The sequence below is a fragment of the Peribacillus deserti genome (assembly GCF_002863585.1).
Lineage (GTDB): Bacteria > Bacillota > Bacilli > Bacillales > DSM-1321 > Paraperibacillus > Paraperibacillus deserti_A.
Genome location: NZ_PGUY01000062.1, coordinates 173,791 through 196,112, shown reverse-complemented (window position 1 = coordinate 196,112; position 22,322 = coordinate 173,791). Strand labels below are relative to the sequence as shown.

At 41.3% G+C, this 22,322-nt stretch carries 20 protein-coding genes and 1 pseudogene; 3 read left to right on the top strand and 18 right to left on the bottom strand.

From position 1 onward, the window contains the following. Positions 1–196 (top strand): hypothetical protein (locus CUU66_RS24610; protein WP_219622802.1); only part of this gene is annotated, 196 nt, incomplete at its 5' end. Between the two features lie 43 nt (positions 197–239). Here CUU66_RS24610 and CUU66_RS19575 read toward each other — a convergent pair. Further along, a complete protein-coding gene (locus tag CUU66_RS19575) occupies positions 240–1,196 on the bottom strand; it encodes a thymidylate synthase (RefSeq protein ID WP_101645082.1) in 957 nt (318 codons plus the stop codon). A gap of 83 nt (positions 1,197–1,279) precedes the next feature. Beyond that, on the bottom strand, positions 1,280–1,996 hold the full coding sequence (locus CUU66_RS19570; protein ID WP_101645081.1) for an anthrax toxin lethal factor-related metalloendopeptidase: 717 nt from the start codon (positions 1,994–1,996) through the stop codon (positions 1,280–1,282). Between the two features lie 161 nt (positions 1,997–2,157). Here CUU66_RS19570 and CUU66_RS19565 point away from each other — a divergent pair, with 161 nt between their 5' ends. Further along, positions 2,158–2,403: a hypothetical protein gene (locus tag CUU66_RS19565; RefSeq protein ID WP_101645080.1), complete on the top strand. Its 246-nt coding sequence runs from the start codon at positions 2,158–2,160 to the stop codon at positions 2,401–2,403. Between the two features lie 80 nt (positions 2,404–2,483). Here the strand turns inward: CUU66_RS19565 and CUU66_RS19560 are convergent, their stop codons facing one another. The 11 genes and pseudogenes from CUU66_RS19560 to CUU66_RS19510 all read right to left on the bottom strand — a co-directional run bounded on the left by CUU66_RS19560 (position 2,484) and on the right by CUU66_RS19510 (position 15,017). Further along, on the bottom strand, positions 2,484–3,080 hold the full coding sequence (locus CUU66_RS19560; RefSeq protein ID WP_101645079.1) for a YpjP family protein: 597 nt from the start codon (positions 3,078–3,080) through the stop codon (positions 2,484–2,486). 499 nt (positions 3,081–3,579) lie between these two features. Continuing rightward, positions 3,580–4,353, bottom strand: coding sequence for a class I SAM-dependent methyltransferase (locus CUU66_RS19555; RefSeq protein ID WP_101645078.1), 774 nt, complete (start codon positions 4,351–4,353; stop codon positions 3,580–3,582). Between the two features lie 155 nt (positions 4,354–4,508). Continuing rightward, entirely contained in the window at positions 4,509–4,946 is a 438-nt protein-coding gene (locus CUU66_RS19550; RefSeq protein WP_101645077.1) for a BrxA/BrxB family bacilliredoxin, read from the bottom strand. A gap of 71 nt (positions 4,947–5,017) precedes the next feature. Next, positions 5,018–6,740: pseudogene (gene ilvD / locus CUU66_RS19545) on the bottom strand (dihydroxy-acid dehydratase). An 804-nt stretch (positions 6,741–7,544) separates the two neighbouring features. Continuing rightward, positions 7,545–8,669, bottom strand: a complete 1,125-nt coding sequence (locus CUU66_RS19540) for a conserved virulence factor C family protein (protein WP_101645076.1) — start codon at positions 8,667–8,669, stop codon at positions 7,545–7,547. A gap of 26 nt (positions 8,670–8,695) precedes the next feature. Beyond that, positions 8,696–10,585, bottom strand: coding sequence for an ABC-F family ATP-binding cassette domain-containing protein (locus CUU66_RS19535; protein WP_101645075.1), 1,890 nt, complete (start codon positions 10,583–10,585; stop codon positions 8,696–8,698). A gap of 1 nt (position 10,586) precedes the next feature. Next, complete coding sequence (locus CUU66_RS19530; protein WP_101645074.1) at positions 10,587–11,228, bottom strand: HD domain-containing protein; 642 nt, start codon at positions 11,226–11,228, stop codon at positions 10,587–10,589. Positions 11,229–11,336: 108 nt separating this feature from the next. Next, positions 11,337–12,179, bottom strand: a complete 843-nt coding sequence (locus tag CUU66_RS19525; protein ID WP_101645073.1) for a DegV family protein — start codon at positions 12,177–12,179, stop codon at positions 11,337–11,339. Positions 12,180–12,218: 39 nt separating this feature from the next. Then, complete coding sequence (locus CUU66_RS19520; RefSeq protein ID WP_257968068.1) at positions 12,219–12,698, bottom strand: glutathione peroxidase; 480 nt, start codon at positions 12,696–12,698, stop codon at positions 12,219–12,221. A gap of 24 nt (positions 12,699–12,722) precedes the next feature. Then, positions 12,723–13,268, bottom strand: coding sequence for a hypothetical protein (locus tag CUU66_RS19515; RefSeq protein WP_101645072.1), 546 nt, complete (start codon positions 13,266–13,268; stop codon positions 12,723–12,725). Positions 13,269–13,325: 57 nt separating this feature from the next. Beyond that, on the bottom strand, positions 13,326–15,017 hold the full coding sequence (locus CUU66_RS19510) for a formate--tetrahydrofolate ligase (RefSeq protein WP_101645071.1): 1,692 nt from the start codon (positions 15,015–15,017) through the stop codon (positions 13,326–13,328). 145 nt (positions 15,018–15,162) lie between these two features. On the opposite strand from CUU66_RS19510, the gene metA reads away from it, so the two are divergent. Continuing rightward, complete coding sequence (gene metA / locus CUU66_RS19505; RefSeq protein ID WP_101645070.1) at positions 15,163–16,071, top strand: homoserine O-acetyltransferase MetA; 909 nt, start codon at positions 15,163–15,165, stop codon at positions 16,069–16,071. 131 nt (positions 16,072–16,202) lie between these two features. Here the strand turns inward: metA and CUU66_RS19500 are convergent, their stop codons facing one another. From CUU66_RS19500 to CUU66_RS19480, 5 genes are all read right to left on the bottom strand, one after another. Further along, positions 16,203–16,895 carry a class I SAM-dependent methyltransferase gene (locus CUU66_RS19500; RefSeq protein WP_101645069.1) on the bottom strand — a complete coding sequence of 231 codons (693 nt, stop codon included), beginning with the start codon at positions 16,893–16,895 and terminating at the stop codon, positions 16,203–16,205. A 56-nt stretch (positions 16,896–16,951) separates the two neighbouring features. Next, positions 16,952–17,380 (bottom strand): transcriptional regulator MntR, encoded by a 429-nt coding sequence (gene mntR, locus CUU66_RS19495; protein WP_101645068.1) that lies wholly within the window; start codon positions 17,378–17,380, stop codon positions 16,952–16,954. 712 nt (positions 17,381–18,092) lie between these two features. Further along, positions 18,093–20,246: a type IA DNA topoisomerase gene (locus tag CUU66_RS19490; RefSeq protein WP_101645067.1), complete on the bottom strand. Its 2,154-nt coding sequence runs from the start codon at positions 20,244–20,246 to the stop codon at positions 18,093–18,095. 93 nt (positions 20,247–20,339) lie between these two features. Further along, positions 20,340–21,212: a carbohydrate ABC transporter permease gene (locus CUU66_RS19485; RefSeq protein WP_101645066.1), complete on the bottom strand. Its 873-nt coding sequence runs from the start codon at positions 21,210–21,212 to the stop codon at positions 20,340–20,342. Then, a complete protein-coding gene (locus CUU66_RS19480) occupies positions 21,209–22,279 on the bottom strand; it encodes a carbohydrate ABC transporter permease (protein WP_101645065.1) in 1,071 nt (356 codons plus the stop codon). Before CUU66_RS19480 ends, CUU66_RS19485 begins: the two co-directional genes overlap by 4 nt. Between the last annotated feature and the right edge of the window lie 43 nt (positions 22,280–22,322).

Genomic DNA, 22,322 nt, shown 5'->3' with positions numbered 1-22,322 from the left:
CGCACATCCTGTGCTTCGTGCGTTAGCCCGGCATAAGACTAGCGGCAGTAAAAGGCCGATTTTGCCTTTTAATGGCGATTGGCTAGACCCGCGGTGTCAGTCCGGATCTGGACATACCCGCTGTTCCCGCAGGAGTCTCGCACCTTACGTTCCAATCAACCTGTTTATCAATAGGGTTGGTTTACAGAACTATTAAAAATTCAACAATCTTTTAGAAAGACCTTTTATAAAGATTAAGATTAAACAGCTACCGGTGCTTTTATGGCAGGATGCGGATTATAATTTTCTATCTTAATATCATCCATTTCAAAATCAAACACCGAAGTTACACTATTATTCAGCGAAAGATCTGGCAGGGCGTTAGGTGTCCGGCTCAGCTGCTCTTTAACTTGATTTACATGATTGAGATAAATATGGGCGTCACCTAGTGTATGAATAAATTCACCAGGCTTTAAGCCGCATTCATGGGCAATCAGATGTGTTAATAGAGCATAACTCGCAATATTGAAAGGGATCCCTAGAAAAACATCCCCACTGCGCTGATAAAGCTGGCAGGAAAGCCTTCCTTCTATTACATAGAACTGAAACATAGTATGGCAGGGAGGAAGAGCCATGGCTGGCAGATCCTCCGGATTCCATGCAGAAACAATAAGTCTGCGCGACGAAGGATTTTTCTTGATTGTTTCAATAACATCCTTTAACTGATCAATGGATTGTCCATTGGAAGCTGCCCAATCTCTCCACTGCTTGCCATAGACATTGCCAAGTTCCCCAAAGCGGGCTGCAAAATCTTGATCTTCCAGGATCCGTTTCTTGAACAGTTCCATTTGTTCCTGGTACAGCAGCTTAAATTCACCGTCGTCTTCTGCCCTTAATCCAAAATCGGTCATATCGGGTCCTGTATATTCATCACTTTCAACCCAACTTTTAAATGCCCATTCATTCCATATATTATTGTTGTGCTTAAGAAGGTATTGAATGTTTGTATCCCCTTTTATGAACCAGAGAAGCTCACTTGCAATAAGCCTGAAAGGTATTCTCTTTGTTGTCAATAACGGAAAGCCCTTTTCAAGGTCAAACCTCATTTGATAACCAAATGTGGAAATAGTTCCGGTTCCTGTCCGATCCTCTTTCTTCACTCCGTTTTCCAATATGTATCTGCATAAATCCAAATAGACTTTTTCACTCTCGCTCATATGCTTCTCCTTCTTAGATCAAAAGGGAAATTCAACATTTCCCTTTTTTTATATTATTTTAACATACTAGTAATCCTGTCATACTAGGTTAATCGTTTTATATAGGCATAGGTTAATGGTGCATCACGTTTAAGAATTGTATTCGTGTCTTTGCTGGTATAAAACATGGCAAAAGCTTCAGCGAAGTACTCTTCAGCATAGGTGTTAAGATAGCGGCTGACGGGAAAAAGCATACTGCGTTCTTTTTTCCAGATCCTTCTAAACTCATCGTCTTCACTTATCTTCCCATAGACAATTGCATCCACGGAATGGGCCAGCTCATGCAGCTCTAAGTTCACGGACCCGTGGTTATTACCCGGTTCACTAGAACCTATTTTGATCAAGACATTTCTTGAACCGCCTACACCGGGTATATCGTCCCAAGTGACTTTGTGTTCGTATCCTCTCGGAGATTTTCCTTTTAGATCGGCAGCTGTTCGATTATCCGTTAATTTTCCAGTGAAAAGCTTTATCTTAATTTGGTGCTGAGCTATTTTTTCAAGTAAACCCTTTGGAAGATGATCCACCCGCTCGATGATCGACGCTGCTTCCTTACTATTAAACTTACCCTCAGGAAACAAAAAGATTTCTTTTAAGCTTGCAGCAGAGTTCAAGGGTTCACTAAATTTCATTTCAATATGATCTGCAAGTTCCAACCACGTTCTCCCGCTCTCCGTGCCAGCAGCCCTTACATAAAGAGCCGTACTGATTACAACAAAAAATATGATGAAAACAGCAGCAGCTGTATGAAATTTCCTCATGAACCCCACCCCCTGGATGACTTTTAAAAGGATTATACCATGCCAGCGTGCTGCAGATCACAGGCTGAAATAATTGGCAGGAAATCCAGAACCGTTTTCATTGTGTCACCCTGACCCTGTTTTTCATATACTTGAATACTCGACAAATAAAGGTGATAAAAATGAGAATATATAACAAACAAGAGCTGCTGCAGCGCCACCCTGATTTAATCAGAGAAGTTTTTGGTGTATGGGAATCAAATATTTTCATATATCTGGATTTAATGATGTTTTCTGTGCTGTTTAGTCTTATGCTGCTTACCACAGGCCGGCCAATATATGTGAGTATAGGTGTGCCTTGCATATTCTTTATTGCGTTTACCTCTATTTATAAATTTATTCTGACCAAAGACCGCCAGCATACCTGATACTTCCTATATGAAACCGGGGCATCAGATTCAGGGTGCAAAAAAAGAAGGGATACATGCGGTTAGGCATATATCCCTTTTTAATGGATAGAAGTCTTCCAATTAGGAGGAGTATTTTTATCCCAATATATTTTCCCGAGATCGTGATGCGTCATGAATTGATCGGCAGCAGTATGGTAATGGAAGTTAAACCAAAACCCTTCAAGTGGCGGCTGTTCTCTACGTACATGAAATTTAATCACTGGCTTACCGGTCACTTTATTGGTAATGTTAAAAATCCTTTCACCATTGCCTCCTGCAGGATTTTCAGTCACTTCAAGCTGACTCAGTTCCTCGTCAGAAAGAGTCAGGGAAAGCTGCCCAATTGCCTCTTCCATCTTGGGAAGAATCACTTCTTTGAATTCCTTTTCAATCTTCGGCCGGATTTTATCTCCAAATTTCTGGTAGCTCACCTCTTCAGCCTGTCCATTAAATGATTGGAGAATTTGATCTCTGGTGTAAACAGGAGATTCTGACACTGTTTTACTTTTACTATGAGCAGCAAACGTATCATTATCCTGTTTCTTGTTAGCGCTCGCTTCGTCCAGCCAATGAAATTCCGCCGGGGTAATCATGCCAAACGTAAGCATCGAAATAAGGATGACAAGACTCTTTTTTATCCATTTTTTCAACTGCATACAGAATCTCCTTTTATTATTTTTTACTCTCTTAAACTTGCCTGTTGATTACCGTGAAGGGCGCCCGCTTTCCGCTGGCGGTCTGAGTGCCTGCTTTAACGGTTCCACAAGCCGGAACCTTTTCTGTGCTGAAGACCGCACCCGCATCAAGAACACTTCAGTCAAAAATCAACAATGAACGATAATGATTTTGGATTTTGTAAGTACAATAACTGTAATAACTTTTAAAAGATAACTGTATTATAAACGAAGATAGAGAAAAAAGGGTTTTAAAAATTTAAAAAATGGTTAAAAAGAAGAAAAGGCTGCAGGGTTTGTTCAATTAAAATACATATTTAGTTTGCCAGTCAGGAGGATGTACATGGAGTTTGCAAGTGGTGCGTTGGGTTTACTCATGCTGCTATATTTCTGTTTCTTAGCGGTTACTGATTAATTCATTGAAAGTGATCTTCCCTGCCACCGATGTAGCAGGGATTTTTCATGAATTAGTTTGAATTAGTTAAAGTTCAATTACACCGAAATGAAATTTGGAAGTCTTTCTTCTCAAGACGGTAAAGCCAAATTCATAGAAACGACCGCTCTTATAATGATCCTTCAATACCACTCGTTTATTGCCAACTCTCATCGCTTCCTTAACGGCTTCACTTGATAGTGTCTCGTGCAGAGCAAAACCGGAAAGAGCCTGTATCCCGCTTGATTCTGGTATCGTTTCTTCAAACATGGGATCAAAATAGATGACATCCACACTATTACTATCCAGTGATTGAAGAATTTCCAAATGGCTGCCGCTCTGAATATGGATCCGTCTCATTGCCTGATTATATTCAATGCTTCCACTATCCCATTGCAGCAGACCCTGTTTAACAATATAAGCCAGGTAAGGGTTTGCCTCAATTCCTGTTACCTTTCCTGTTTCACCTGCTATAAAGCTTGCGACAATGGAATCAGAGGCCAAACCAAGTGTGCAGTCTAGGAAACTCATACCCCTTTTGAAATCCGCAGCTTCAATAAGCGGATCGCTTTCTCCCTTCTTTATCCGCTTTAATCGGAGCATTGCCGCATTAGGATGGAAGAAAAATGGAGAAGCTTGATTCCTTTCATACAATTCTATTCTATTCTTTCCCACTACCAGACAGTCTTCCTTATATTCCTGCTGCAATCCGGCAATGGATCTCTTCCTTCTCGGAACATAAGGAACCCTTAGTTCCTCAGCGATCCCCCTGGCCTTTTCCACCCATTCCTTATCTGTCCTGCCACCTGTTGTAACCAGCATAGTAAAAGCTCCTTAAGAATCCCTTAACAAGGGATGATCTTTATATTAGGCTATTTTCGCAAACTTTGTTGTTATTGAATGAGGGGTTGACGAACTATTAAAAAACAACAATCTTTTAGAAAAGAGCCTAAAAAAAAGAATGCTGAGCATTCTTTTTAGTTACAGTATTTGTCAAAAGCACCCAATAAATTATCCATAATTTCTTCTACTGAATGATCCTCAATATCATGACGGGGAATAAAGTGCAGAACTTCTTTTCCTTTTACAAGTGCCATGGACGGAGAAGAAGGCTCAATTCCAGAGAAATACTCACGCATTGCCGCTGTAGCCTCTTTATCCTGTCCTGCAAATACTGTTGCAAGCATTTCAGGTTTCTTTTCTGACTGTGCTATTGCCTGTACGGCTGACGGTCTAGCAAGCCCTGCGGCACACCCGCAGACCGAGTTAACTACGATAAGGGCAGTGCCTTCATTTTGATTCATAAAACCTTCCACTTGTTCGGGAGTCAGCAATTCCTTGAATCCCTGGCTGCTAAGTTCTTCACGCATCGGTTTGACCAGCTGTTTCATATATTCTTCGTATGCCATAGACATAATAAATCCCTCCTGGAATGATAATATCCTTAGGATACTATATTCCAGGCAGGGATATCAATGAATCGAATTTATGACTTTACAGTCACTTGAGGTTCAGACACTCTTTGCTCCTCAAAATGGTCGGTAACCGCTCCAATGGACGAACATGATACCTGCCTTGCATATTTGGCAAGAGCTCCTCGTGCCGCAAGCGGCGGCGCCGTCCATTCAGATCGTCTCACAGCAAATTCCTCTTCCGAAATATTTACCGAAAGTTCTTGAGTCTCGCTGTCAATCGTGATAATATCGCCGGTTTTTATAAGGGCAATCGGACCTCCAACCTGGGCTTCAGGGGCGATATGGCCAATTACAAATCCGTGCGATCCACCTGAGAAACGCCCGTCTGTTAATAATGCAACCGATTCTCCAAGTCCTTTTCCGACTAACATGCCTGAAATGGAGAGCATTTCCGGCATCCCCGGACCGCCTTTTGGCCCCTCATAACGGATGACCAATATATCACCCGCCTGGATATGCCCGGTTAAAATAGCTTCGGTTGCACTTGGCTCATCATCAAATACCTTGGCAGGACCAGTCATATTAGTTACCTTCAATCCAGATACCTTGGCTACCGCTCCGGCTGGTGCCAGGTTTCCTTTCAGAACAACCAGATGTCCCGTTTCACGAAGAGGAGCATCAATCGGAAGGATGACTTTCTGCCCTTCCTTCAGTGATGGTGACTCTTCAAGATTTTCCGCCAGGGTTTTCCCAGTCACCGTCATACAGTGACCGTGCAGCAGACCCGCTTTTAATAATTCCTTCATGACTGCTGAAACTCCACCTGCCTCATGCAGATCCTGCATGACATATCTGCCGCTCGGTTTTAAGTCGGCAATATGCGGCACCTTTTTTTTGCAGCCTGTTAAAATCGTCAAGAGATAAATCAACCTCAGCCGAATGAGCGATGGCCATCAGATGAAGGATGGCATTAGTCGACCCGCCCAAAGCCATAACAACCGTAATGGCATTCTCAAAGGCCTCTTTTGTAAGAATATCTCTTGGATAAATGTCCTTTTCCAGCAGCTTATAAACAGCTTGTCCCGCTTCAAAGCAGTCTTTTTGCTTCTCAGGCGTTTCAGCTGGATTGGATGAACTGCCGGGAAGGCTCATTCCCAGCGCTTCAATGGCGCTTGCCATAGTGTTGGCCGTATACATTCCGCCGCAGGAACCAGAACCAGGACATGCATGGCACTCAATCTTATGCAGGCCATCCTTGTTAAGGGTGCCGCTGTTATATTGCCCTACTCCTTCAAAGGCTGACACAATATCAATGTCTTCGCCTTTTAATTTACCCGGCTTAATGGTGCCTCCATAAACAAAGACAGCAGGAAGATTTATACGGGCAATTGCCATCATGCAGCCTGGCATATTTTTATCACAGCCCCCAATGGCCACAAAACCATCCAGACTTTCCCCGCCAACAACAGTCTCAATGGAATCCGCTATTAAATCCCGGCTTGGCAATGAATACCTCATCCCATCTGTCCCCATTGAAATCCCATCAGAAACAGTAATCGTATTAAAGATCATCGGTGCGCCGCCAGCATCCCTTGCACCCTGCTTAGCCTGCCTTGCTAATTCATCAATATGTATATTACAAGGAGTAACCTCACTCCATGTGCTCGCAATTCCAATCATAGGCTTTTTAAAATCTTCATCGGAAAAACCAACAGCCCTCAGCATCGCCCTATTCGGCATCTTGGTTTCACTTTCACTAAAAACTTTGCTTCGAATTCTCAAATCTTTTGGCATGTTTGTCTCCCCTTCTATGTTTTCTTATCACTATAGTATTAGTCGGAGGAAATTTCAATAATTTTCATATAATTTTGATTACTTTTATTTAATTATTTAATTTTTTTGTCCGTTCTCTGATGAAAAAAATACTTGGCTGACACTCTAAATCACCAGAAAATTAGATTTTTGTCCAGACGATCTATTTGTTGAGGGCTTCCGAATGTAGCCGGTGAGTATAAAAAGGTTGGTAAGTAAATGTGTATTAAATGTAAGAGTGAGATTCCGGATTTAAGAGTGAAGATTTGATTTTAAGAGTGAAGATTAAAGATTAAGAGCAAAATTTTTAGTTTAAGGGCGGAAGTTAAAATTTAAGAGCGATTTTTTTAAAAGAGGGAGAAACTAAATTTTAGGAGCGACACTTATAGTCTATGAGCGAAAATTAAAATTAAAAACGCTGTTTTACTTAAGAGCGAAATTCTAAATTTAAGAGCGACATTTTTAGTTTAAGAGCGAAAATCTAGATTTAAGAGTGAAATTCTAAATTTAAGAGCAGAAATCCTTATTTAAGAGTATTTTTTATGAGTGCCCATAATCTCGAATTCCTGCCAATTCACCGGGGTGGTTTGCAATGGGAACAGTACGTTATGAAAGTATCGCTTAATTTATGCTCGAGAGGCGAAGTATACTGCAAATGAACAGTAGTTTTTCCGCCTGCCTCTATTTTCATATCAAGCAGACGTGTTTAGAAAAAACATTCAAATAAAAAGGATAGATAAGGCATTTGCCCTATCTATCCTCGTTTCCCTGCTGAACAGCTAATAGCTACTTATTCCGCGCCTCGGTCATCTGCTTCCAGACCGATCCTTTGGCTTCTTCTCCATTTTCAATACGTTCTATAGCCATCCTTACCTGCAGGTCGACTTCAAACTCAGGATCATTTTCCGCGCGTTTTAACGCTGGAAGGACACTCTGATCTCCGGTTTCATAGAGGAACATGGCAGCTCTCCATCTGACTAGTTTATTTTTATCTGTCAGGGCTTCGGCCATTTCATTCATCGCTTCTGGGAACCCTAGATCTGATAGACAGTCTCCGGCTGTTCTTCTGACTGTTACAGTTTTGTCTTTCAGAGCCTGATATAAGGCCGGAAGTACCTGCTTATCTTCAATCATGCCCAAGTAGACCACAGCGAGTCTGCGGACGGACACCTTTTCATCCTGCAAAGCCTTTTCAAGCAGTGGGATATCCTCAACCGATGGATCATCCATCGCTTCGAGTGCACGGTATCTATATTCCCATTCCGGATGGTTAAGATCTTCGATTGTGAGTTTCTTTTTGCTTCGTTTATTTTGGATGTCCGCTTTCTTTTCCGGATTTTTAGCGATTTCGGCTAATTCTTTTAATCTAGCCTCTGTATAAGAAGAAACCAGCTCATCGACTACTTCTTTTCCGATCTCATCCAGCTCTCCATATCTTGTGCCAAAATCCTTCCATTTTCGGAGCAGGACTACATTATCCTCTTCTGTTTGGGCAGATGACAAGGCCCTGCCAAATTGTTCAGGGAGACCAAAGCGCTTTTCCGTGAAGGCATCCTTTAATTTAACCTGCATGGGAATCTCTTTAAACATTTGTACCTGAACTGCCACTTCGCCAAATCCCGCAGCGATCCCCTGATTCTCTGCCCGGTTATCGCTTTCGCCAAACACGTTCCGGACATTTTGCAGAATGTCTCTCCAGTCAAATTTTGCATTCCGTTCAAGTGCCAGGAAGTCAGCTACATGATAGACCCCTTTTACTCCCTCGACTTTCAGAATCTGCTGGATAATTTCAGGTGCATCACCAGTATTACTTTCTTTATAATTATTGCTCTTCCCGAATGGCAGTTCTTCATCGAGGATGATTTTCATGGTGTTAGGACTTGGAGTTGGTTCAATGGATTTAATTTTCAATGCTGAAACCTCCTTTATTTATTTATTTATTCGTTTCCTTCCAGCTTTTCAGATAGCTCGGTCCATCTTTCTATCGTATCTTCGAGTTCCTGATTTAGAGTTTGTTCCTCTCTCAGTAATTCGTTAGCTTTTTCAAAGTCACTTCCAGTTCCTGCCATGGCCTTTTGAACTTCAGAAATGCGATTTTCAAGGTCATTCATTCGTTCTTCTATCCCGTCCCACTCTTTTTGTTCCGCATAAGTTAATTTCTTTTTCTTCGGCTTTGGCTTCGTCTCTTGAACAGGTCCAGGAACAGAGGGCTGGGGCTTCGCTTTTTGCCCAGCTTCTTCTTCAAGGTATTCACTGTAGGTACCGTAATATTTGTCAACTCTGCCTTCCCCTTGGAAAACAAATAATTGCTCCGCACATTTGTCCAGGAAGTACCTGTCATGGGACACGGTGATGACAACTCCTGAGAAATTATCAATAAAATCCTCGAGTACAGTCAATGTCTGGGTATCCAGATCATTTGTAGGCTCATCCATGAGCAAAAGATTTGGAGAAGACATCAATATTTTCAAAAGGTAAAGCCTTCTCTTTTCTCCACCAGATAGTTTTCTAATAAGTGTGCCATGTGTATTCATTGGGAATAAAAATCTTTCGAGCATTTGTGCTGCAGATATAGTAGAACCGTCTTTTAAAGAGATCACTTCAGCCGTGTCACGGAGATACGCGATCATCCTCATATTCTCGTCCATATCTTCGTTTTCCTGTTTATAATAGCCAATTTTTACTGTCTGTCCCGTTTCTATAGTCCCAGAATCGGGTTGGATTTGGCCGTTAAGCATATTCAGAAGAGTGGATTTTCCAGTTCCGTTTTTACCAACAATCCCAATGCGGTCACCAGGTTTAAACAAGAAGGAAAAATCCTTCAAAATGGTATGTGTTCCATATGCTTTATCAACATCAGTGAGCTCTATCACTTTTTTCCCAAGCCTCGTTCCAGTGAGATCCATGGTTAACGAGCTCTGCTGTGTGTTTTTATTTACAGCACCTTCCAATTCTTCAAAGCGCTGGATTCTAGCTTTTTGTTTGGTTGACCTGGCCTTGGCACCCCTTCTGATCCAGGCTAGCTCTTTTCTGTAGAGATTTTGATTTTTCGCTGCCTGCGCACTTTCGTTTTCTTCCCTTAATGCTTTTCCTTCAAGGAAGCTGGAATAATTCCCTAGGTATTCGAACAAGCTCCCGCCTGACAGCTCCCAGATTTTAGATGACACTCGATCAAGGAAGTAGCGGTCGTGTGTTACAAAAAGAACCGCTCCTTGATATTTTGCCAGATAATCTTCAAGCCAGCGGATACTTTGATAATCAAGATGGTTGGTAGGCTCATCCAAGATCAGCAGATCTGGATTTTCTATAAGAGTACGTGCCAGTGCAGCCCGCTTTTTTTGCCCGCCCGATAATTCTCCTAATTTTTTATTAAAGTCATTTAAACCCAGCTTAGATAGAATCGCCTTTGAATTGGCACTCACATCCCAAGCATCCATTGCATCCATTTTTTGCTGAAGCGACATCAGCCTATCCTGGATAGCCCCATCATTTGGTGAAGTCTGAAGCCGTTCCAGTGCTTTTTCATAATCACGGATCAAAGAAAAAACTTCGGATGGACTGCTGTACATATAATCCAGCAGGCCTGTATTTTCATCAAAAACAGGGTCCTGTTCCAATAGAGAAATTCTATAATCATTTGGATGTTCCTTAGCTCCGCTGTCCCCTTCTTCGGTACCCCCGATAATATGGAGCAGTGTAGATTTCCCTGTCCCATTCACACCGATTACCCCGATTTTTTCTCCCTGGGAAATGGAAAAGTTTATATCTGAAAAAAGGAGTTTTTCTCCCTGTTGTTTTGTTAATCCTGTATAAGTATACACCTTCATGTTATACATTCCATTCTTTATAAAATTGCTTTAGAAAAGCTTCCATAAAAATCTGCCGTTCTATAGCTAAATTCCTGGCGGTTTCTGTATGGAGAAGATCTTTTAGTTTTAGTAGTTTCTCATAAAAATGATGAAGAGAGGACGATTTACCGCTGCGATACTCTTCAAGGGTCATATCAGCTCTAATGGAAAGTTCCGGATCATAAAGAGGCTGGCCTTTCTTTCCGCCATACGCAAAAGTCCTAGCAATTCCAATAGCTCCGATTGCATCAAGCCTGTCAGCATCCTGAACAATTTTGGCCTCCTGTGATAAAATCCCTGTATTATTTCCTCCCTTAAAAGGAATAGCCCGGATTATCCCCTCGAGCTGGCCGGCCAAATCCTGCGGAACCTTTTTCTCCCTGAACCAGCCCTTTAACTTTTCGTACCCAGCTTCTTCACTCCCGTTCAGCTTCTCATCTGGAATATCGTGCAAAAGAGAAGCAAGCTCTATTAAGTATAAATCTCCCGATTGTTCATTTTTAGCAATCTGAACGGAAAGACTCCGTACTCTCTGGATATGATGCCAGTCATGACCGGAAGCGTCATGTCTCAATTCTTCTTTCACAAAAGCTTCACATTCTTGAATCAATTGGTTCATCATTGGATCTCCTTTTTCTATTCTACTAGTTTAACATGAAACCCGCTCAAGCTTAAATCAAAGTCTTCGCACCCCCTAACGCAAAAAAACTAGCTTTCACTAGTTTCTTTGTTACAAATTATTAAACCAGCTGACCCCAATTGTATTCTCACCCGCATGGACTCCGATCGTGGTTCCAAGAGGATAGGACTTTATCGTGAGTTCTGGGTACAAGCGGCTTACTTCTTCTCTAAAAGAATCGGATGCTTCCTGATGCAGACCATATAATATATAGACTTCTTTAATAGGATGCTTCTTAAGATCTGCCTGTAGATAGGAAAGAATCTTTTGTTTAGCCCTTTTTTCACTCCGCACTTTTTCCTTTACCAGAAGTTTTCCATTTTCAATGGAAATAATCAGCTTGATATTGAGCATGCTCCCTAAATAATATTGGGAACCGCTCATCCGCCCGCTTCTGTGCAGCTGTTCTAGACTCCCGATTAAAACATAAGTATGGTTGGATTCTTTAATCGTATCAATTCTCTGTATGATATTACTGATTTCGATACCTTCAGCAGCCATTTCCATTGCTTTCTTAATAAGCGCTGCCATTGGATATGTGAGGATCAACGAATCAATCACATGTATTCTGGCATCCACCATTTGACTTGCCTGAAGACTTGCGGAATACGTCCCGCTCAATGCACTGGAAACATGGAAGCTGATAATATAGTCATATTTATCTTTTAAATCATTATACAATTCTATGAAAGTTCCAATCGAAGGTTGGGATGTCGTCGCTGCTACCCCTTTTGTTTTCATCAAGGCAAATAGCTCTGAAGGTGATAGATCAATTCCATCAAGATACTCTTTTCCAGATACAAGGACATGAAGCGGAACAGTATAAAGATCCTTGCAGCTTAAGAGCTCTTCATCAAGGCTTACTGTACTATCGGTAACCCAAGCTATTTTCATAGAAATCCCCCCGGCCATATCTCTCTGCTAACACAATTTCTAAAGCAGTTTCTTAATATCCTCTTCTATTTCTGCAGGTTTTGTTTGAGGTGCATATCTTTTAACCACTTGTCCGTCTTTACTCACAAGAAATTTAGTAAAATTCCATTTAACTGCTTTTGACCCAAGGACTCCCGGTGCCTGCTCAGTAAGGAATGTAAACAAAGGAAGCGCATTTTCTCCTTTTACATCAACTTTTGCAAACATAGGAAAACTTACGCCATACGTCAGCTTGCAAAAAGATTGGATTTCCAGTTCGTCACCGGGTTCTTGGCTCATGAATTGATTGCATGGGAAGCCCAGGACAGAAAATCCCTGGTCTTTATATGTTTTGTAAAGATGTTCCAATTCCGAGAACTGAGGAGTGAAGCCGCATTTACTGGCCGTATTCACTATAAGCAGAGCCTGGTTTTGAAATTTTTCCATTGAGATGGTTTCTCCGGTAATACTTTTTGCTTCATAGCTGTAGATGTTTTCCAAACGTATCACTCCCACTACCTAAATTTAGTTGTTTTTATAAAAATTTTGGAGCTGGTCAATGGAAAATACCGTATGATCAACCAAGCCCTTGAAATCCGAAATCTGATCCTCGCTTACCAGCCGTCCAAACAATACGCGCGCTTCTATCTCCTTTTTGAATTGTTCAGGTGTCTTGTAAATACGCTGCTCCCTGATTTCAATTTCCCGGTTTTCTCCCCAGATATTTAATAGGGTATGAAATAAACTGACAATGTATGGATCGGCTTCTTTATTTAATAGGATGTGGTATGAGATTTCTACCTGGCACCCAGCCATTCCTTCATTTTGGGCAAGAAGTTCGGCACTTAGATTCTCTAAGGAAGCCGTCAGCGAAATCCGGCATTTGATATCTAAGTTCCGGTTTGGATTTGTTTCTCTAACCTGCATTTCCATTTGGAATGACCGGGACAAAGCGGCTAAATTTACGGTTTCGCTGCGGTCTGTGACCAAAATCGTCCCATCGAAATCCCGGTCATAGATTAGTCCTTCAAGGACCACTTTCATGTTATCAAAAGCAGTTGGGTCAAACATGCAATCACCTGATTCATTAAGGGTTAGCTTCAATAGCGAATGTTCAAAAAAGAGGCTTTAAAATAAACCTATAGCCTTTCCATCTTCCGTGACATCCATGTTCAATGCCGCCGGATGTTTAGGGAGTCCCGGCATCGTCATAATGTCTCCGGTTAACGCAACTATAAATCCAGCTCCAATCGACGGCTTCAAGTCCCTTATTGTAATGGTGAACCCAGATGGCCTGCCGAGAGCATTTGGGTTATCACTAAGGGAATATTGGGTTTTGGCCATACAAACAGGAAGTGAATCCCAGCCTTGTTCTTTAAACTTCTCTAACTTTTTCCGGGCTTGCGGTGTAAAGTCCACTCCCTCTGCTCCGTAGACCTTCTTTGCAATAATAGTGATTTTATCTTCGATACTATGAGTTAATTCATACAGTGGGGCATAATGATTTTCTTTTTCGTCTATAATCTGCTTAATGGATTCAGCCAGGGCTGTTCCGCCAGCACCGCCTTTTTCCCAAACTTCCGTCAGCGCATAAGGAATGTTTTCTTGTTCCATAAGTCCCTTAAACACTTCCAGCTCTAAATGAGTATCCGTGACAAAGCGATTTAACGCTATGACAAAGGGAAGGCCAAATGAAGAGATGGTCTCACCATGTTTCTTTAAGTTTTCGATCCCTTTCTTTAAGGCGCCGATGTCTTCTGTTCCAAGCTCATTTTTGTCGACTCCCCCATGCATTTTTAGAGCACGTATAGTTGCTACAATAACAACCGCATCGGGCTTTAAGCCTGCCATTCTTGATTTAATATTCAAGAACTTTTCAGCTCCAAGGTCTGCTCCGAATCCTGCTTCTGTTACTACATAGTCTGCCAGCTTAAGTGCAGTCCTTGTGGCTATTGCACTGTTGCACCCATGAGCAATATTTGCAAACGGCCCTCCATGTATAAGAGCGGGTGTATGGGCGATTGTCTGAACGATATTTGGTTTTATGGCATCTTTAAGCAGCAGGGCAAGTGCACCTTCAACACCTAAATCCTGAACCGTTACCGGCTCATCATTATACGTCCAGGCCACAACCATTCTTGAGAGTCTTTCTTTCATATCATCCAGATCTTGAGCCAGGCATACAACAGCCATAATTTCGGAAGCAACTGTTATATCAAAGCCATCTTCCCTTGGAATACCCTGCATAGGTCCTCCAAGGCCGACCACTACATTACGCAGTGCACGGTCATTAATATCCACTACTCTTTTCCAGACAATTTTTCTAGGATCGATACACAGATGGTTGCCTTGATGAAGGTGATTATCGATCAGAGCTGCCAATGTATTATTGGCAGCCGTTATAGCATGTATATCACCATTAAAATGAAGATTGATTTCCGTCATTGGCAGGACCTGCGAATATCCGCCGCCGGCAGCCCCTCCTTTGATACCCATTACAGGACCTAATGAAGGCTCCCTCATTGCTATCATTGCTTTTTCTCCTAAAGCAGTAAAGGCATCTGCAAGGCCCACTGTAACAGTTGTTTTGCCTTCACCTGCTTTTGTAGGGTTAATGGCTGTGACCAAGATTAATTTTCCGTCCTCTGACTGATCTAATCTGTTTAGAATATCCAGCGACAATTTCGCTTTATATTTACCATATAATTCTATTTCATTATCTGAAATGTCTAGCTCGGCTGCAATCTCCGTAATTGGTTTTATGTATGCATCATTAGCGATTTCTATGTCGCTTTTCACCTTTTTTGTTTCAGTATCCACAAGAAGTCCTCCTAGTTGAAAATCTTTTTAAGATTGTAACACCTTTATTCATTCTAAGTTTTTTCTTCTCAATTTGAAAATATATTGCAGTAAATACAAAATTATTTTTATAATGTAAATATTCATTTTTTTAAGGAGGAAGTAAATGCCTATTAAAATTCCCCGGCAGTTGCCGGCTGCTGAGATACTAGAAAGCGAAAATATATTTGTTATGGATTTGGAAAGGGCGAATCAGCAGGATATACGTCCTCTAAATATACTGATCTTAAATTTAATGCCCGAAAAAGAAAAAACGGAAGCTCAGCTCCTGCGCTTACTGGGAAATACGCCCCTGCAGGTCAATGTATCCTTCCTCACAATGGCAACCCATGAAGCGAAGAATACAAGCAAATATCATTTAGATCAATTTTATACAACGTTCCGTGAAATACAGGACAAGAAATTCGATGGTTTAATTATTACCGGTGCCCCTGTCGAACATCTTCCCTTCGAGGATGTAGATTATTGGGAAGAATTAAAAGAGATCATGGCGTGGTCCCATAAAAATGTTACATCCTGTCTCCATATATGCTGGGGAGCCCAAGCCGGCTTGTTCTTTCACTATGGAATCGGCAAGCTTGAATTGCCTAAAAAATGCTTTGGTGTATTTTCTCACAACCTGCTGCATAAAACCGAAAAATTGGTTAGGGGTTTTGATGATGTATTTTTTGCCCCTCATTCCAGACATACGGATATTGAAGCAGAAAAAATGAAAAACCACCCGGAACTACTGGTATTATCTCACTCTGAGGAAGCAGGAATTTTCCTTTCGGCATCTAGGGATGGCAGACAGATATTTATAACTGGACATCCTGAATATGATGCAGATACACTGGCCATAGAATACAGCCGGGATCGAAATAAAGGAATGCCAATTGAGATTCCAAAAAACTATTTTCCCCAGGACAATCCTGACAATAAGCCGGTTCAAAGCTGGAGGAGCCACGCAAATCTATTATTTTCTAACTGGCTCAATTATTACGTTTATCAGGAAACTCCCTATCGATGGGATTAATCCCGCATACACCATGTCCCTCCTTTTTTTGAGGGACTTTTTTCATGCTTTATTTCGCCTTGGAAGTTTTTCACACTAGATGATCCAGCCCCGTAAATAGTTTCCCCTGGACCATGTGTTTTCATAAAAAATTATACAGAGTTTTTTTCAAGGAGAAAAACCCACATAAATGAAAGCGCTTGCTTGAGTTCGCGCGATAAAAAGCCGAGCTTTTCTAAATCAGCCCCCTTTTTTTCAACACCTATTTCCGCAAGTCTATTCCATCCGTTTTCTGATGCAAGCCTGTCAAATTCCCAAGGAAGCATACTGTTCATGATTACCGGTTCTCCATACAGCCGTCTATAGCTATGCGTCTGTCTCGGAGCGGCAGTGGGGCCGAGAATACCGATGATGGCGTAACCGCCGGGCTTTAAAACCCTCCTGGACTCATTAAGGGCTTCCAGCGGCGATTTACTCCACTCTAAGGAATTGATAGCCATAATGGCATCAAACTCTTCGTCTCTAAACGGAAGACTGTTTATATCCGCCTGAAGAAAGTTCAGGTGGCTTAAATTCTTTGTCTTTGTGTTTGCTTTAAAAATCATTTCCTGCGAAATATCGACTCCAGTAACTTGAAAGCCCTCTAGGCACAGTTTCCATGAGCCATATCCTTCTCCACAGCCAAGATCGCATAGTTTCCCCCGCTCCTGAAGGTACTGCTTGATAAAGGGGATAATTTTCTTTCTGCTTCCCTCTTCCCACATCTTTTCTGCATCCTTGCTCCAGCTGTCAGAGAATGCGTCCCAGCTTGTTTCTAATTGTTTATTCCACTCAGCGGAATCCATGGTTCAGCCTCCCTGTTCTTCCTGTTTAGATAAACAAAAAAGCTGCCAGTCGCAGCTTAATTGTTTAGTTCTTCATTTTTGTTTTGAATTCCTTTTAGTTCAGTAAGAATTTTAGGATTTTCCTCAAACAGCTGTACTAGATCTCCAATTCTATCGATTGAGTCCCAGCTTAAATGGTGCTCAATTCCTTCAACATCTATATAAATATTTTCTTCTTTAACCCCTATCATCCGCAATAGCTGTTCAAGTAGATCGTGCCTGTACACTAATGTCTTCCCAATTTTCTTACCTTTTGAGGTTAATATAAGGCCTCTATATTTCTCATATATTAAATATCCTTCATGATCCAGCTTCTGCACCATTTTTGTAACAGAGGAAGGATGGACAGCCAGCATTTCGGCGATATCTGATACCCGTGCATATCCTTTTTCTTCTATTAACTTATATATGATTTCTATGTAATCTTCCATGCTCGGTGTAGGCATTCATAATCCTCCCAAATCAAACACACATATCATTAAAATTTTACTATACCTCTCAGGGAGGTACAAGGAAAAGAAGCTAGGGTTTTAATTTTCGTAGCGTGTTACCTCCTTCAGCCATCAGCTGTTTCGCTACCTCCAAAGAAAGGGATCCTAGCTATTGGGCTGGCAAGCAGGGTTCTCAAAAAAAATGAATTGCAACGGATAACAAAATTATTCCATCCTATATAATTTTTGTATCGTATAACAAAATAATTCCACCACCTATTAAAACTATTGCGCGAACCCTTAAAATAGGACGTTTGTCCGCTGTTCCCCAAGGATGATTGCTCCATAATGGTGCTGATAGTTGTTTACGCCAAGGCGCATTCTCCAGCGAGACGCAAACTATGCGGGGTCGCCTGCAGCGTTAAATCCACCAATATCCACTTTTACACCTGGAATATGGCCAGAAGCAGATGCCTCTCATTCAATTACTACGATCAAACCCCGATAGCACAGGTCTTTTTATGGTTATAACAAATAACAAAAGGAGATGCCAGCTGGCATCTCCTTTTGTTATTTGTATACGCTTTGTTTTCGCATTCCCTCATCAATCAGCGAGTCTTCTTTAACTGGAGTCTGCCGTCCTGTAAGATACAAAGTTCATTCATTAAGAAGGCATTGCATTGCTTTGTTTGAATCATAATATGATATCTGGAAGTCTATGCTTCGATTAATCCGCAAACTCCATCTTCCATGTAAAGTATGAGTTGTCGGGATTTTTCTCATATTTTAATATGGCGTTGAATTTCTTCCCTTTCTTGCTGGTAAGCCCTTTTACAGTGGCCTGGCCATTTTTCAAAAGTGCCTTCACCATGGTTTTTGTCGGCTTTTTCTTCATGGCAGCGAGATACTTATCATTTTTCCAGATAACGAATTTGCATCCGCTCTTCCAGTTGGAGCACCCAAATCCTTTTTGCCCTTCAATGATAGGATGGCCGCAGACAGGGCATTTTCCTAATACTTCCGTCTCTTTTTTTACAGCCTCCACTTTTTTGAGTACTACTGTCTCCTCGGACTTTAATTTATGGACGGCAGCGAAGATAAAGTTCCTAATAAACTCTAAGAATTCTTCACTCGAGTATCTCCGCTTTTCAATATCATACAGTTTCTTTTCGATCTTGCCGGTGAAGTCCAGATCAAACAATTCGCTCACCGGCAGGGTTTCAACTACATTTCTGCCGAGCTCTGTACAGACTAAATTTTTATTTTGATATTCGATATAGCCAATATCCTTCAGTTTTTTAATGGTATCCGCCCTTGTTGCTGGTGTACCGATGCTGTATCCGCTTAAAACCGCATTTACCCGTTCTTCATCCTTGCCATCCAGCTTCCGTCCGCATGTTTCCATCACACGCAGAAGTGTTCTTTCAGTATGCTGTTTAGGCGGTGTTGTTTTATGCTGAGATATCTTTGCATCCTGTATAGCCACATCTTCACCGATACCAACCTGCGGCAGGATCACTTCTTTTGTCTCTGAATTTTCGAGTTTTTTCCACCCTTCAACAAGCTGTACTTTTCCTTTAGAAAGAAATTCACCTTTTATTTCATCTGAGTGGATTTTCGTTGTTATTTTGGTTTCTTCATATTCAGCAACAGGCATAAACTGCATAAGAAAACGATTCTTGATGGCTGTGTAGACAAGCTGTTCATCGCCTGTCAATTTCTTTGGCACCATATAGGTCGGAATTATAGCACTGTGGCTTTCAACTTTCGAATTATCAAAGATTCTTTTAGAGGCTGTAAATTTAATTTCTCCCTCAAATGGAAGTCCTTTTTTCATGGCATCTAAAACTTTGGCGGTTCTCCCTTTCAGACTTTCTTCCAGGGCAGTGCTCGAAGTCCTTGGATAGGTGATAAACTTTTTTTCATAGAGAGACTGCGCTGTACGAAGGACCTTATCAGATGTCCAGCCTTTATATTTACTCGTTATATAACCCTGAAGCCCGGTAAGATTAAAGAGATAGGGAGGGTATTCTTTCTTCTTCTCAACTTTCTTATCAGCCACAAATCCAGTTTGCGATTTAAGTAATTTTACAATAGCCTTGAGCTGTTCATCACTTTTGAATTTGTCTTCGCCCTTTTCATAATAAGAGCCTTCATACACTTGACCTTTTTGTGTTCCAAACACTGCACCCAGCTTAAAATATATTTCTGGAACAAAACTCTCAATTTCCTTGTCTCTATCATAAATAATTTTTAAGGTAGGCATTAATACTCTTCCCACATTCAGGGCTTGTCCTCTTCCTGATTGGTACTTAAGAGTTGCTACAGATGTTAAATTAATCCCGATAATCCAGTCGGCCCACTGTCTGCTGATCCCGGCATCCCTCAGGGGTTTCATCTCTGTATTTAAAATAACGCTGTTTAACCCTTTTATTACTTCTTCCTGTGTCCATTCATTCAGCAGAAGCCGATATACCTTCTTTTTTGCAGAAATAGAATCAATTATCGTGTCGCCAATAATTTGTCCTTCCCGGTCAAAGTCACAGGCAGATATCACGGCATCTACATCATTCCTCTTAACCAGACTGCTGATAATCTTGATTTGTTTTACCGCGCCAGGATCCTTATAGTCCCTATTCTTCGGACTCGATTTTACTTTATATTGAAAACGGCCGGGAATGAAAGGAAAGTTTTCCATTTTCCAGCGAGTCATTTTACTGTCATAATCCTTCGCATCATAAAGCTGGAGCAAATGTCCAAATGCCCAGGTAATAATGTAATCAGAGCCTTCATAGTACCCGTCATTCCGTGTTTTGATTCTTAAAGCATCGGCAATGTTTTTTGCGACCGATGGTTTTTCCGCTATAATTACTTTTTTCATTCAAGCACTTCCTGTTTCTCTTACTTAATCTTTATCTATTTTAACATCAAATAAAAAAAACGGAGTCGTTGAACTCCGTTTTTTTCGGTTTCCTTATCCTTTTGTACCTGATGATATATTAGAGCCTTCGATAAAGAACTTCTGGAATAAGAAGAAAATAAGCACGGTCGGCAGTAAGATCATAACCGACATGGCCATGAGGTAGTTCCATTGTGTTTGTACGGAACCTTTAAATGTCTGCAGCCCTAGCTGAATGGTGTATAGGTGTTCCTCATTCAAATAAAGCAGCGGCCCTAAGAGGTCGTTCCATGATCCATTAAATGCAAAGATGGCTACCGTAATAAGGGCTGGCTTTGTAAGTGGAAGCATGATATGCCACCAAATTTTCAAGTGACCCGCACCATCCATAACTGCTGCTTCAATAAATTCATTTGGAATAGTCATCATAAACTGTCTTAAAAGGAATATGAAAAACGCACTTCCAAGGAACGATGGTACTAACAGCGGCAGATACGTGTTAATCCAGCCAAGTTTAGAGAATAGCATATATTGCGGTACCATAGTTACAAACCCTGGTAGAAGCATAGTAGCTAATACTACAACAAACCAGAAATTCCGCCCTTTAAATTTTAACTTGGCAAAGCCGTAAGCTACCAGGGAGTTGACAAATACGCTTCCGATTGTCCCCACAACAGCGAGGAAAACAGAATTTAATGCCCAGCGAGTGAATGGGCCAGTGGACCATGCTTCTATATAATTAGAGAAATGGAATTTCTCCGGAATAAATGTTGGCGGGAATTGCGCTATTTCCTCCGGTGATTTCAGGGACATTGAAATCATCCACCATAAAGGAGTGAGTAAAGCTATACTCCCTGCTATTAGGAAAAATAGAATGATGCTATGTTTAAGGTTCCGTCTAAATTTCATGGTTTGATAGAATTTAGGCTGCTGTGCTGCTGTCTTCACTTGTTGTCCCCTCCCTCATAATGCACCCAGCGTTTACTGAACTTCAAGTTGAATGCAGTAAGAATCATGATGATGATGAATAACATCCAGGCCATGGCAGATGCATAACCCATATCAAACACTTCAAACGCATTATTCCACATATGAAGATTATAGAAAAGAAGTGAATGGGCAGGTCCTCCGTCACCGTCTTTAGTCATAACATAGGCTTCCTGGAAGATCTGAAATGCACCAATTGTACTGGTGATGATATCAAAGAAAATAATAGGTGTAATCATTGGCAGAGTAATATGGAAGAACTTTTGAAAAATGTTCGCTCCATCCAAATCAGCTGCTTCGTATAAAGTGTTAGAGACTCCCTGTAAGCTGGCAAGATATAAAAGCATACCTCCGCCCACACTCCAAAGCTTCATGAAAATCAATGCGGGTTTTGTCCAATTCGGGTCAAAAAGCCATGCCGGACCTTCGACACCTACCCAGCTTAGAACTAGATTAATAAGTCCAGTCCCAGGGCTTAAGAGCTGCATCCAGAGAAAATAAACAGCTACCCCGGATAATACAGCTGGCAGATAATAGATCGTACGGAAGATTTTCATCCCTTTGATCTTTGAATTAAGGAGAACTGCAATGAAAATAGCTCCTGCAGTTGTCAGCGGTACAGAAAATAATACAAAATACAAAGTATTCCAAAGCGAAGTCCAAAATAAATCGTCCGCTGTAAACATCTTTTTGTAATTATCAAGTCCCGTAAAAGTCATTTCGGAAGTAATGTTATAATCCGAGAAGCTAACAATGAGGGAGAATAGAAGCGGCCCTGCAGTCAGCAGGAAGAATCCTATGAGCCACGGGGATATAAATCCATATCCTGCGAGGTTTTCTCTGAGGGACTTTGACTTTAACCAGCTTGATTTAGTTACCGTTTTTTGGACATGATTTACATTCTCTGTCCGCTGTTTTCCAGCAGTCTTGGACTTTTTTAAAGCTACCGGCACCGGCTTTCCGGAAATGGTTTCCGTTCCACTGTCAATTCCGTGCAGCACGTTTTCCCTAGGTCTTTGCTGATGCATTTGGTTTCCCCCCTAATTTTTTAAAAAGAAGAGAAGCCTTCAA